The sequence below is a fragment of the Pseudomonas sp. BIGb0176 genome (genome assembly GCF_024810175.1).
Lineage (GTDB): Bacteria > Pseudomonadota > Gammaproteobacteria > Pseudomonadales > Pseudomonadaceae > Aquipseudomonas > Aquipseudomonas protegens.
Map to the genome: position 1 here is coordinate 99742 of NZ_JANUEC010000002.1, position 12882 is coordinate 112623.

Consider the following 12882-nt stretch of genomic DNA (forward strand, 5'->3'; position numbering starts at 1 on the left):
TCTACTGCTCCATTTCATCAGTGACCTTCAGCGGAAGATCGAAATTGTTGTCGTGCAGCTCCGCCAACTCATGCACCAGGGCCAGCACCGGAAACAGGTTAGGCAACGGCAGGCCCTGCTCGATATTGGCGTAGAAGCTCGGCAGATCGTCAAACGTGCCCGGATCCTTGTAGGCCATGACCTCGGCATCATCGAAGCTCAGACATAAATGGCCCTCGCTGGAGAATTCCAGATTCACCTTTTTCAGCCGCCGACGAAGTTCCAGCAAGAAAGCCAGGGTGGTGGGCGTTGCGAACTTCGCGCAAGCCAGCTCACTATCACCGGTGAAATTGAAGCTTCTGTTGAAGTCATCGGAAGTGGTCTCAAAGACTTTGCGCTTCTTGCTCTTGGTATTTGGCAGATCACTGCGCACCATCACCCCTCTGACCCAAGGAAAGTCCACCACCAGGCTGAAGCGATCGAAACTCTCATAGACCCGCTCGCTCTCGCCATCGGATTTGCGTTTGTAGTGGGAGTTCACGTAACGCAGATGGTGGAAGACAAAGGACAACTGATGCCGCGGGCCCTGGTAGGTCCCCCTGGCTGAAGCCTCGATACGGCGGCTGTCATTGCCGCGATCATAGTCGTCGAACTCACTGCTCAGTTGCGCGAAACGCTCATCGGCGGTTCCGCCCGGGTCCCAAAGGCCGTTACTGAGGAATGAACACTTACGGGCTATTTTCTGCGGTAACTCGTCTAACACGGCTTTACGACCCATCCAGGTATACAAGGTGGCAAAACCCAGGCAGGCCGTCGCAAACCACATCAGCTCCACACCCGCCATGGCCGGGATCGCCGACACAATAGCCAGCATCAACAGCAGCCAGGACTGGGCATGATCGAACTCCAACCCTCCCCTGAAGGACTGGAGCCTGGCGATGACCCTCAATAGATCCTCGTTGCTCTTGGCTCGAGCCACCTCTGCATTGCTAGTGGCCAACAACTTCACCAACTCGGCATCGTGCTTGAGAAACTGCATTACATTTCCTTGATCAAGTTGCCAGCCTCAGGAGCATCTGGAACAGCAGCAAGAGCATGGCTGTCATGCAACTGCGCCAACCGATGCACCAGCTCCAGCAGTGAATACAGCTTCGGCAACTCGATACCCGCCTTGATCCGCTCGCGAAAGACCGCCAGGTCACTCAGCGAGCCCGGATCGGCATGGGCAATGATGTCCGCATTATCAAAGCTCAGACAGAGCCGCCCTTGACTGGAAAATTCCAGATTGACCCGGTAAAGGTGGCGTGAAAGCTCCATCAGGAGGTCCAGGGTTGCTGGCCTGGCGAAGTGTTCGCAACAGGCCTGATCATTACCGCGCAGTACAAAGACCTGGTCGAAATCGTCGCGACCGGTCTTGAACGGCTGCCCCGCCAATGACACTTCCAGGGGACTGGAGCGAACCGTAATCTCTGTCACCCACGGGAAATCCAGCACCAGGCTGTAGCGGTTGTACGTGTCGTAGACAGTGCGATAGCTGCCGCCGGCACCACGCTCTTGCCTGGAATTGACGTACTGCAGATGGTGATACTCGAACGCCAAGGACTGGCGAGGCCCCTGGTAGACACCCAGGAGCGAGTCCTGGATATGACGTCGCTCATTACCCCGCTGGTAATCGCTGAACTCGTTGTTCAGCCTTTTCAGGCGCCAGTCGGCACTGCTGTCGGACTCGCTCAAGCCATGATGAAACATTACGCACTTGCGCACGATGCTTGCCGCCAGATCAGTCAAGGAGCCATAGGCCCCTTTGCTGACGTAATAGCTAAAGAAACACAGAGCCAGAAACACCCAGAACATCCCGCCCATGCCGTCCATCAGCAGCGCGACAGCCAGGGAGGCAAACGCCAGGACCAGAAGCGTTATTGCCTGCACATGGTCGAATTCCAGACCGCCGGGGAATATCTCCAGCCTGTCGAGCACTTCCAGCAAGTCAGTATTGGACTGGGCACGAACCACTCGCACCCGGCAATCGTTCAGCAGGCGAAGCAGCGCCTGGTCACGCAAGAAGAACAGCATGAATCTTCCTTGATCAAATAGTCACGCCACCCATCAAGCAGCGCTCAGGATCAACACTCGTTAAGGCCATCCCTGAAACGAATGGCCAGGGCCTTGAGGTTCTGCCGCCAGCTTTCCAGCTCTTCCCGACTCAGTGCCTGCTCGGGCTCCTCTTCATCCAGATTGACCGCAATAATCAGTGGCTGGGTTACGTCGCCCTTGGGCTTGTGCGGCGCCTGTGGCGGCTGAAACAGCTCGCTGTAAGCAGACAGCAGTTGCGCCAGCCAGGTTTGCGGGCTGTGCGCCAATTCCACCAGCTCTGCCAGCTCGGGAATGGCAATGCTTTGCAGCACTTCACGATTGAGGATCTGCTCGACCCGGGCCGCATTGGCCTGCGGCAGCCGATAGAACCCGGCAATTTCATGGCACAGCCCCAGCAAGGCCCCGTACAGGTGGAACAGCACCGACTCGCGCCCCGCCTGGACCTGCGCCTGGGCATTCATGGCCCGCCCTTCCTCAGCGCGTGCCAGGGCTTCGAGCGACAGACCGGCAAAGTAGATTTTCTGATTGGTACGGGTATAGAGCTCGTGGGCCATATGGGCAGCCTCCACTGCGAAAAGAGAACCAGATGCAGACGGCACAGTTTCAGGGATCACTCCAGCTTGCCGCAAGCAAAAGAAAGGCCGCATGCCCCCGAAGGAGTCATGCGGCCCTGTTGGTCGCTACACCGAGAAGCTAGCCCTCGGCAGGCCAAGCACTTAGCGCTTGTCTTCGACCTTCCATTTACCGCCGTCGTAGAAGGCACGCCAGCCGGTCGGCTTGCCGTCGACTTCGGTCTGCACGTACTGCTCCTTGGTCTTGCGGCTGTAGCGCACCACCGCAGGGCGGCCGTCCGGGTCCTTCTGCGGAGCTTCGCAGAGGAAGTGGTACTTGGGATCGATCTCATCCTTGTGCGGGATCAGTTCCAGCACCAACGGCGCACGGGTCTCGCGGTTTTTCGGGAACTGACTGGCCGCCAGGAACAGGCCCGAAGCGCCATCGCGCAGGATGTAGGTGTCGTTGACCTTCTCGCACTTGAGCTCGGGCATCTTCACCGGGTCCATCTTCGGCGGCGCCGCGTCACCGCTTTTCAGCAGCTTGCGAGTGTTCTTGCAGGTCGGGTTGGTGCAACCGAAGAACTTGCCGAAACGGCCGGTCTTGAGCTGCATCTCGCTGCCGCACTTATCACACTCCAGGCTCGGGCCTTCATACCCCTTGATCCGGTAGCTGCCCTCTTCGATCTCGTAGCCGGCGCAATCCGGGTTGTTACCGCAGATGTGCAGCTTGCGCTTTTCGTCCAGCAGGTAGGCATCCATCGCCGTACTGCAGATCGGGCAACGATGCTTGCCGCGCAGCACCAGGGATTCGGACTCGCCCTCGTCATCCGCGGCGATCTCGTCGCCCGGCACCAGGTTGACGGTGGCCTTGCAACGCTCCTTGGGCGGCAGGCTGTAGCCCGAGCAGCCGAGGAACACGCCGGTGGAGGCGGTACGGATCTGCATCGGCCGGCCGCAGGTCTGGCATGGGATATCGGTCATTACCGGTTGGTTGGCGCGCATGCCGCTTTCGGCGCCCTCGGCCACTTCGAGCTTCTTCTTGAAGTCACCGTAGAATTCGTCGAGGACGTTCTTCCAGTCGCGCTCGCCCTGGGCCACGTCATCGAGATTCTCTTCCATGCCGGCGGTGAAGCCGTAGTCCATGAGATTGGAGAAGCTCTCGGAAAGGCGCTCAGTGACGATGTCGCCCATCTTTTCCGAATAAAAACGACGGTTGTGCAGGGTCACATAGCCGCGATCCTGGATGGTCGAAATGATTGCCGCATAGGTCGAAGGACGACCAATGCCGCGCTTTTCCATTTCCTTCACCAGGCTGGCTTCGGAGTAACGCGCCGGTGGCTTGGTGAAGTGCTGGCTCGGATCGAGCTTGATCAGCTTCAGCACTTCGCCCTGGGCCATTTCCGGCAGCACATCGTCATCGCCCGGCTTGGCCATCTGCGGCATGACCCGGGTGTAACCGTCAAACTTGAGGATGCGGCCCTTGGCACGCAGCTCGAAGTCGCCAGCGGCGACGCTGACGGTGGTGGACAGGTATTGCGCCGGCAGCATCTGGCAGGCGACGAACTGGCGCCAGATCAGCTCGTAGAGGCGCTCAGCGTCACGTTCCATGCCCGACAGCTTGCTTGGGTGGGTGTTCACATCGGACGGACGAATCGCCTCGTGCGCCTCCTGGGCCCCTTCCTTGCTGCTGTAGACATTGGGCGAAGCCGGCAGGTACTTGTTGCCGAACTCGTCTTCGATATAGGTACGCGCCATCGCCACGGCATCGGCCGAGAGGTTGGTGGAGTCGGTACGCATATAGGTGATGTAGCCGGCTTCATACAGACGCTGGGCCATCATCATGGTCTTCTTCACCCCGAAGCCCAGGCGATTGCTCGCAGCCTGCTGCAGGGTGGAGGTGATGAACGGCGCCGATGGCTTGCTGCTGGTGGGCTTGTCTTCACGCTTGGCGACGCTGTAGGCCGAGGCCTTGAGCTTCTCCAGGGCGGCCATGGCCTGTGCTTCGTTGAGCGGCTTGAAGGCTTCGCCGTTTTCACGGGCCACTTCAAAACGCACATTCGAGCCCTTGGCAGTGCCCAGGTCAGCGTGTACTTCCCAGTATTCTTCCGGGATGAAGGCACGAATCTCACGCTCGCGCTCCACCACCAGCTTCACGGCTACCGACTGCACGCGACCGGCAGACAGGCCACGGGCAATCTTCGCCCACAGCAGCGGCGAAACCATGTAGCCCACCACACGGTCGAGGAAGCGTCGCGCCTGCTGGGCATTGACTCGATCAATGTCCAGCTCGCCCGGCTGGGAGAAGGCTTCCTGGATCGCCTTCTTGGTGATTTCGTTGAACACCACGCGTTTGTAGCGGCTGTCATCACCGCCGATGGCTTCCCGCAGGTGCCAGGCGATGGCTTCCCCTTCGCGGTCCAAGTCCGTTGCGAGATAGATGGTGTCGGCATCCTTGGCAAGGCGGCGCAGCTCTTCGATGACCTTTTCCTTGCCAGGGAGGATTTCGTACTTGGCTTTCCAGCCGTGCTCGGGATCGACGCCCATACGCGACACCAGCTGCTTGCGAGCCTTTTCCTTCGGCGACAGAGCCGGGGCTTCGCCAGCAGCGGCCTTGCCACGCTTGGCGGCTGGCTCCTTGGCGGCACTTGCCGAACCGCTGGTGGGCAGGTCTCGGATATGGCCGATACTCGACTTCACCACGTATTGGTTACCCAAGTACTTGTTGATGGTCTTGGCCTTAGCCGGGGATTCCACAATGACCAGCGATTTGCCCATGGATCAGAAAATTCCTGAATTCGAGAAGTGAAAGGCGGTTGGCGCCTGACGCGGCACCGCTATATATAGTGGCAACAGGGTGAGGTCAAGCGCAGGGTACTGCGCGACCTGTACTCATGCCGGTGAAAAAAGACTGGGTTCGGCCTGCACCAAAGCAAAGCGCGGGACCTGCTCGCCGTCAACTTCGACCGACTCCAGGAACATGCTCAAGGGCCGCACCCAAAAGCCGTAATCCCCATACAGGGCTTGGTAGAACACCACTTCTTCTTCCGTTTCCGAGTGCCGCGCCACGCTGAAAACGCGGTACTGCGGCCCCTTGTAATGCTGATAGAGCCCGGGTTGTAACTGCATGCTCTGGCCCTCGTGCAATTTTTTCAAAATAAAGACAAACAAATCTTCAGAAAAACAAAAACCGGGGCACTGGGCCCCGGCTTCCATCAACCCAACGCTTAAACGCGTTCGAAGACGGTCGAGATACCCTGGCCAAGGCCGATGCACATGGTGGACACCCCGAAGGTGCCGCCATTCTGCTTCATGACGTTGAGCAGGGTCCCGGAGATACGTGCGCCGGAGCAACCAAACGGGTGACCCAGGGCGATCGCGCCGCCGTGCAGGTTAACCTTCTCGTTCATCTTGTCGAGCACTTTCAGATCTTTCAGCACTGGCAGGGCCTGTGCAGCGAAAGCTTCGTTGAGCTCGAAGAAGTCGATATCGTTGATGCCCAGGCCCGCGCGCTTCAGGGCTTTCTGCGTGGCCGGTACTGGACCATAGCCCATGATGGCCGGATCCACACCTGCAACGGCCATCGAACGAATCACCGCCATCGGCTGGATACCCAGGTCCTGGGCACGCTGGGCCGACATCACGATCATGCACGAGGCACCGTCGGTGATCTGCGACGAAGTACCGGCAGTCACGGTACCACCTTTAGGGTTGAACGCCGGCTTCAGGGCCGCCAGGCTCTCCAGGGTGGTCTCGGGACGGATGGTTTCGTCGTAGTCGAACAGTTTCAGGAAACCGTTCTCGTCGTAACCCTGCATCGGGATGATTTCATCCTTGAACTTGCCTTCCACAGTCGCCTTGTGGGCGAGCTGGTGGGAGCGCACGCCAAAGGCGTCCTGCTGCTCACGGGTGATGCCGTGCATCTTGCCCAGCATCTCGGCGGTCAGGCCCATCATGCCGGAGGCTTTGGCTGCATACAGGGACATGTGCGGGTTCGGATCGACACCGTGCATCATGCTCACGTGGCCCATGTGCTCGACGCCGCCGACCACGAACACGTCACCGTTGCCGGTCATGATCGCTTGCGCGGCAGTGTGCAAAGCACTCATGGACGAGCCACACAAGCGGCTGACGGTCTGGCCGGCCGAGGTGTGCGGGATCTGGGTCATCAGCGACGCCATGCGTGCGATGTTCCAGCCCTGCTCCAGGGTCTGGTTGACGCAGCCCCAGATCACGTCCTCGACTTCCGCCGGGTCGACCTTGGCGTTGCGTTCCAGCAGTTTGCTGATCAGGTGCGCCGACATGTCTTCGGCGCGGGTGTTGCGGTGCATGCCGCCCTTGGAGCGGCCCATCGGAGTACGACCGAAGTCGACAATCACGACGTCTCTAGGATTCAAGCTCATATGTTCACTCTCGCTCTAGTGTGGGCGCTTAACCGAAGAAGCTCTGGCCGTTCTTGGCCATTTCACGCAGCTTCGCGGTCGGGTGGTACAGCGCGCCCAGATCGGCGTACTGGTCGGCCAGGGCAACGAACTCGGCAACACCGATGGAATCGATGTAGCGCAGCGCACCGCCACGGAATGGAGGGAAACCAATGCCGTAGACCAGGCCCATGTCAGCTTCGGCAGCGGCTTCAACGATGCCGTCTTCCAGGCAACGAACGGTTTCCAGGCACAACGGGATCATCATCCAGTTGATGATGTCTTCGTCGGTGACTTCACGCTGCTCGTAGACAATCGGCTTGAGCACTTCCAGCACCGACGGATCGGCCACCTTCTTCTGCTTGCCCTTCTTGTCGGTTTCGTAGGCGTAGAAGCCCTTGCCGTTCTTCTGGCCCAGGCGCTTGGCTTCGTAGAGCACGTCCACGGCCGAGCGGCGATCGTCCTTCATGCGATCCGGGAAGCCTTCAGCCATGACGTCACGACCGTGGTGGCCGGTGTCGATGCCGACCACGTCCATCAGGTAAGCCGGGCCCATTGGCCAGCCGAATTTCTCCATGATCTTGTCGATGCGCACGAAGTCCACACCGGCGCTGACCAGCTTGGCGAAACCGCCGAAGTACGGGAACAGCACGCGGTTGACCAAAAAGCCCGGGCAGTCGTTGACCACGATCGGGTTCTTGCCCATTTTCTTGGCGTAGGCAACGGTGGTCGCTACCGCCAGTTCGCTGGACTTCTCGCCACGGATCACTTCCACCAGCGGCATCATGTGCACCGGGTTGAAGAAGTGCATGCCGACGAAGTTTTCCGGACGCTTGAGGGCCTTGGCCAGCAGGCTGATGGAAATGGTCGAGGTATTGGACGCCAGGATGGTGTCCTCCTTGACCTGGCCTTCCACTTCAGCCAGCACGATCTGCTTGACCTTGGGGTTCTCGACCACGGCTTCAACCACCAGGTCGACGTTGCCGAAGTCACCGTAGGACAGGGTCGGACGAATGCCGTTGAGCACTTCAGCCATCTTCGCGGCGGTCATGCGGCCTTTGTCAACACGGCCCACCAGCAGTTTCGCGGCTTCCGCCAGCCCCTGCTCGATGCCGTGTTCGTTGATGTCCTTCATCAGGATCGGCGTGCCTTTGGAGGCCGACTGGTAGGCGATGCCGCCACCCATGATACCGGCGCCGAGTACGGCGGCCTGCTTCACGTCCTTGGCGATTTCGTCGTAGGCCTTGGCCTTTTTCTTCAGTTCCTGATCGTTCAGGAACAGGCCGATCAGGCTTTGCGCAGCAGAGGTCTTGGCCAGTTTGACGAAGCCGGCGGCCTCTACTTCCAAGGCTTTGTCGCGGCCGAAGTTGGCGGCTTTCTGAATGGTCTTGATCGCTTCGACCGGTGCCGGGTAGTTCGGGCCAGCCTGGCCGGCCACGAAACCTTTGGCGGTTTCGAAAGCCATCATCTGCTCAATGGCGTTGAGCTTGAGCTTTTCCAGCTTAGGCTGGCGCTTGGCCTTGTAGTCGAACTCGCCGGAAATGGCGCGCTTGACCAGCGCCAGAGCGGCGTCCTTGAGTTTGTCGGGAGCAACCACGGCGTCGACGGCACCGACTTTCAGCGCGTCTTCAGCACGGTTTTCCTTGCCGGCGGCAATCCACTCGATGGCGTTGTCGGCACCGATCAGGCGCGGCAGGCGCACGGTACCGCCGAAGCCCGGGTAGATGCCCAGCTTGACTTCCGGCAGGCCGATCTTGGCACTGGCAGCCATGACGCGGTAGTCCGCCGCCAGGCACATTTCCAGGCCGCCGCCCAGGGCGATGCCGTTGATCGCGGCAACGGTTGGCACGTTGAGGTCTTCGAAATCGCTGAAGATCTTGTTGGCTTCGAGGTTGCCTGCCACCAGCTCGGCATCCGGCAGCTTGAAGTTGTCGACAAACTCGGTGATGTCGGCGCCGACGATGAACACGTCCTTGCCGCTGCTGACGATCACGCCCTTGATCGAAGCATCTGCCTTGATGGTGTCAACAGCCTGACGCAATTCGTTCAGGGTTAGACGGTTGAACTTGTTGACGGACTCACCCTTGAGGTCGAAATTCAATTCGACGATGCCACTTTCAAGAGCCTTAACCGTGATGGCTTTACCTTCGTAAATCATCAACTGATCTCCACGATATGGAAGCTGAACAGTACACGTCGGACGCTGACTTCTGGCATGGCACTAACGTCACCGTCGATGCTAACGCCAATCCGCCAGGCACACCCGCCAACGCGATAGTCGGGATTCTGTATAGAGCCGCCTGCGATGCAAACGCTCATTTCATACGCCCGTTTGATTTGGGTACGCCACATTCAGGGAAAATCCAGCAATTGTCAATCGTCCAAAATGCTGTTTGAAACGCGACTTTGCGGTCACTCCATTGCTCCCTGGACGATCAACACGCCCCTGCATTCATAACCATTCATAGGATCTATATTTAGAAAATGCGCCCTAAATCTCCCACTGAATGGGAGAAAGAGCGACTACGCTGGGAAAATATCTGAAGAAGCCGCACAGTTTGTGCGACAGGGGCACCGCCCCATTCTGCAAGAGGCCACCCCGGGTGGCAGCCACGAGATTACCGGCCTGCCTGGCCATCCCCGCCCGATGCTGATATCGGGCTTTTTATTGCCGGCTGCCCGCGATTGCCGCGCGCCCCCCCCCCTGGATGACTCAGGCCAACGCCTTGAGCACCGAGGCAATATCCTGCAAAACACTGACCTCGCCGCGCTCGTTCCAGTACAGGGCAATCATCTGCTTGTCCGCCTCGACCTTGAACACCCCTGCCGGCAAGGCCTGGAAGTGCTTGAGCAGTGGCTCATCGACACAGGCCTCGCGCCACTGGTTGACCCAGTTGCCCGGCGCGATCTGCCAATAACTCCAACACACAGGCTGCCCGCTGCGCCGTGGCCGGTGATACTGCGGGCAAGGGTTGGGCGGCTCCTGGCCCAGCCAGTGCGGCCACTCCTGAGGGGCCAGTTGCATGGCCAGGCCCATGCGTCGCGCCTCCATGCGCAAGGCGATCAACCCGCTCTGGCGACGAGAAGGTCGCAACCACGCCAGCGGACTGAGAACTACCGCAAGGATTGACACCACTATCCAGACCGTCATATCTGTACTCTCGATTTTTGATGAGCGGGACCTGGGTCAAACCAACCCGCTTGAAACCAGCCATACTTGAAGCTATTGCAACCCTCAGGAGGAGCACCTCATGCCCTACCACCATATTCTGGTCGCCGTAGATCTAACCGAAGAGTGCGATCCTGTTATCCACCGTGCTCGCGAGCTGTCGGTGAGCAATGGAGCCAAGCTGTCCCTGGTGCACATTGTCGAGCCCATGGCCATGGCCTTCGGGGGCGACGTCCCCATGGATCTTTCGCAATTGCAGCAGCAACAGTTCGACCAGGCCCGGGAGCGTCTTGATCGGCTGATCAACAAGTACCCGGAGCTGACCAAGGAATACAGCCACCTGACCTACGGCCAGCCGCGCCAGGAAATCCATCACCTGGCCAAGGAACAGGAATGCGACCTGATCGTGGTCGGCAGCCACGGCCGACATGGCCTAGCCCTGCTGCTGGGCTCCACCGCCAATGACGTCCTGCACGGCGCGCCTTGCGACGTGCTGGCCGTGCACCTGGTCAAACGCTGAACCCGCCCCGAGGGTTGCCGGCTCCCAAAAGCTGGCAAGCGCATTGAAAAAAAGCCCGACTCTGCAGTCGGGCTTTTTTATCAGCAACCGGTCACTCAGGCATCCAGTTCGGCCCAGCGCTCGACCATCTGCTCCAGTTCGGCATTCAACTGCTCAAGGCGGGCAATTACCGCCGCAGTTTCCGCCGCCGGGCGCTGATAGAAACCAGCGTCGGCCATTTCCGCCTCGACCCCGGCGATCTGCTGCTCCATGGCATCGATCTGCCCCGGCAAAGCCTCAAGCTCGCGCTGCAATTTGTAGCTGAGCTTCTTTTTCGCCGCCGGCGCTTCCTGGGCAGGAGCCGGAGCCGCCTGTACCGGTGCCACCACTGCAGAATTCAGCTCGGCCTTGCCGGACTTGTTCTCGGTCACCCCCAGCAACCGCGGCGAACCGCCCTGGCGCAACCAGTCCTGGTAGCCGCCGACGTACTCGCGCACCTTGCCTTCGCCTTCGAAGACCAGGGTGCTGGTCACCACGTTGTCGAGGAATGCCCGGTCGTGGCTGACCATCAGCACAGTGCCCTGGAAGGTCAGCAGCACCTCTTCCAGCAGTTCGAGGGTTTCTACATCCAGGTCGTTGGTCGGTTCATCGAGCACCAGCAGGTTGGCCGGTTTACTGAACAGCTTGGCCAGCAGCAACCGCGCACGTTCGCCGCCAGACAACGCCTTGACCGGCGTGCGAGCACGCTGCGGGCTGAACAGGAAGTCGCCGAGGTAGCTCAGCACGTGGCGGCTCTGGCCATCGATCTCGATGAAGTCGCGACCTTCGGCGACGTTGTCGATCACGGTCTTTTCCAGATCCAGCTGATGGCGCAACTGGTCGAAGTAGGCCACGTCGATACGCGTACCCTCTTCCACCTTACCGCTGCTGGGCACCAGGCCACCGAGCATCAGCTTGAGCAGCGTGGTCTTGCCGGTACCGTTGGCGCCCAAGAGGCCGATGCGGTCGCCGCGCTGCAGGACCATGGAGAAGTCCTTGACCAGGAACGGACCGTCCGGGTGAGCGAAGCTGACGTTCTCCAGCACCATCACCTGCTTGCCGGACTTGTCTGCGGTTTCCAGCTGGATATTGGCCTTGCCGGTACGCTCGCGACGTTCGCTGCGCTCGACACGCAGCGCCTTGAGGGCGCGCACGCGGCCTTCGTTGCGGGTGCGCCGGGCCTTGATGCCCTGGCGAATCCAGACTTCCTCCTGGGCCAGGCGCTTGTCGAACAGCGCGTTGGCGGTTTCTTCCGCCGCCAGCATGGCTTCCTTGTGCACCAGGAAGCTGGCGTAGTCGCCGTTCCAGTCGATCAGGCCGCCGCGGTCCAGTTCGAGGATGCGGGTAGCCAGGTTCTGCAGGAAGGAACGGTCGTGGGTAATAAAGAGGACCGCCCCCTGGAAATCCTTCAGCGCCTCTTCCAGCCAGGCGATGGCACCGATGTCCAGGTGGTTGGTGGGCTCGTCGAGCAGCAGCAGGTCCGGCTCGGACACCAGGGCCTGGGCCAGCAGCACGCGACGACGCCAGCCGCCGGACAACTCGGCGAGGGTCTTGTCGGCCGGCAGTTGCAGGCGGCTCAGGGTGCTGTCCACCAATTGTTGCAGGCGCCAGCCGTCACGGGCTTCGAGGTCGTGCTGGACGTGCATCAGTTTTTCCAGATCGGCGTCGGTGACGATGTTCTGGCTCAGGTGGTGGTACTGGGCCAGCAACTCGCCGACACCGTCCAGGCCCTGGGCGACCACGTCGAACACGGTCCGCTCGTCGGCCACCGGCAATTCCTGGGGCAACTCGCCGATCTTCAGACCGGGTGCGCGCCATACGGAGCCGTCGTCGGGCTTCTGATCGCCCTTGACCAGCTTCATCATGCTGGATTTGCCAGTACCGTTACGGCCGATGATGCACACCCGCTCACCACGGGCGATCTGCCAGGACACCTTGTCCAACAACGGCATGGCGCCGAAAGCAAGGGACACATCGCTGAATTTGAGCAGGGTCATGTTCTTCTCCAAAAACCGGGCGCGCATTCTACCTGAGTTGAGCCCGCAGAAGGCCGGGTATTTCGCCCACGAGGGCGCTCGCGGCACATTTGTTGCCAACTGATGCCAGCAGGCCCGCAAAGCTTTCACCGGT

General features: G+C 60.1%; 10 protein-coding genes. 1 reads left to right on the top strand and 9 read right to left on the bottom strand.

Annotated features, from left to right (window positions below):
• Nucleotide 1: 1 nt before the first annotated feature.
• The 8 genes from M2395_RS11310 to M2395_RS11345 form a co-directional block, all read right to left on the bottom strand.
• Nucleotides 2-1018 carry a hypothetical protein gene (locus M2395_RS11310; protein WP_019095698.1) on the bottom strand — a complete coding sequence of 339 codons (1017 nt, stop codon included), beginning with the start codon at nt 1016-1018 and terminating at the stop codon, nt 2-4.
• On the bottom strand, nt 1018-2052 hold the full coding sequence (locus M2395_RS11315) for a hypothetical protein (RefSeq protein ID WP_123430286.1): 1035 nt from the start codon (nt 2050-2052) through the stop codon (nt 1018-1020). The genes M2395_RS11310 and M2395_RS11315 overlap by 1 nt, the downstream gene beginning before the upstream one ends.
• 50 nt (nt 2053-2102) lie before the next feature.
• The gene (locus M2395_RS11320) at nt 2103-2627 is read right to left on the bottom strand and encodes a DUF6586 family protein (RefSeq protein ID WP_123430285.1); all 525 of its coding nucleotides are present in this window, start codon (nt 2625-2627) and stop codon (nt 2103-2105) included.
• Between the two features lie 162 nt (nt 2628-2789).
• A complete protein-coding gene (gene topA, locus M2395_RS11325) occupies nt 2790-5402 on the bottom strand; it encodes a type I DNA topoisomerase (protein WP_011060262.1) in 2613 nt (870 codons plus the stop codon).
• 114 nt (nt 5403-5516) lie between these two features.
• Nucleotides 5517-5753, bottom strand: a complete 237-nt coding sequence (locus M2395_RS11330) for a DUF1653 domain-containing protein (protein ID WP_019093731.1) — start codon at nt 5751-5753, stop codon at nt 5517-5519.
• 98 nt (nt 5754-5851) lie between these two features.
• Nucleotides 5852-7027 carry an acetyl-CoA C-acyltransferase FadA gene (gene fadA / locus M2395_RS11335; RefSeq protein ID WP_011060261.1) on the bottom strand — a complete coding sequence of 392 codons (1176 nt, stop codon included), beginning with the start codon at nt 7025-7027 and terminating at the stop codon, nt 5852-5854.
• A 28-nt stretch (nt 7028-7055) separates the two neighbouring features.
• Nucleotides 7056-9203, bottom strand: coding sequence for a fatty acid oxidation complex subunit alpha FadB (fadB, locus tag M2395_RS11340; protein WP_123430284.1), 2148 nt, complete (start codon nt 9201-9203; stop codon nt 7056-7058).
• Nucleotides 9204-9758: 555 nt separating this feature from the next.
• Nucleotides 9759-10196: a hypothetical protein gene (locus M2395_RS11345; protein WP_053150110.1), complete on the bottom strand. Its 438-nt coding sequence runs from the start codon at nt 10194-10196 to the stop codon at nt 9759-9761.
• Between the two features lie 100 nt (nt 10197-10296).
• Here M2395_RS11345 and M2395_RS11350 point away from each other — a divergent pair, with 100 nt between their 5' ends.
• Complete coding sequence (locus M2395_RS11350) at nt 10297-10734, top strand: universal stress protein (protein ID WP_011060258.1); 438 nt, start codon at nt 10297-10299, stop codon at nt 10732-10734.
• Nucleotides 10735-10829: 95 nt separating this feature from the next.
• On the opposite strand, the gene M2395_RS11355 is transcribed toward M2395_RS11350, so the two are convergent.
• Nucleotides 10830-12749 (bottom strand): ATP-binding cassette domain-containing protein, encoded by a 1920-nt coding sequence (locus M2395_RS11355; protein WP_011060257.1) that lies wholly within the window; start codon nt 12747-12749, stop codon nt 10830-10832.
• Nucleotides 12750-12882 lie beyond the last annotated feature (133 nt).

Coding starts and splice junctions, on each gene's coding strand:
- M2395_RS11310 (WP_019095698.1), bottom strand. CDS start 1,018: ATGCAGTTTCTCAAGCACGATGCCGAGTTGGTGAAGTTGTTGGCCACT.
- M2395_RS11315 (WP_123430286.1), bottom strand. CDS start 2,052: ATGCTGTTCTTCTTGCGTGACCAGGCGCTGCTTCGCCTGCTGAACGAT.
- M2395_RS11320 (WP_123430285.1), bottom strand. CDS start 2,627: ATGGCCCACGAGCTCTATACCCGTACCAATCAGAAAATCTACTTTGCC.
- topA (WP_011060262.1), bottom strand. CDS start 5,402: ATGGGCAAATCGCTGGTCATTGTGGAATCCCCGGCTAAGGCCAAGACC.
- M2395_RS11330 (WP_019093731.1), bottom strand. CDS start 5,753: ATGCAGTTACAACCCGGGCTCTATCAGCATTACAAGGGGCCGCAGTAC.
- fadA (WP_011060261.1), bottom strand. CDS start 7,027: ATGAGCTTGAATCCTAGAGACGTCGTGATTGTCGACTTCGGTCGTACT.
- fadB (WP_123430284.1), bottom strand. CDS start 9,203: ATGATTTACGAAGGTAAAGCCATCACGGTTAAGGCTCTTGAAAGTGGC.
- M2395_RS11345 (WP_053150110.1), bottom strand. CDS start 10,196: ATGACGGTCTGGATAGTGGTGTCAATCCTTGCGGTAGTTCTCAGTCCG.
- M2395_RS11350 (WP_011060258.1), top strand. CDS start 10,297: ATGCCCTACCACCATATTCTGGTCGCCGTAGATCTAACCGAAGAGTGC.
- M2395_RS11355 (WP_011060257.1), bottom strand. CDS start 12,749: ATGACCCTGCTCAAATTCAGCGATGTGTCCCTTGCTTTCGGCGCCATG.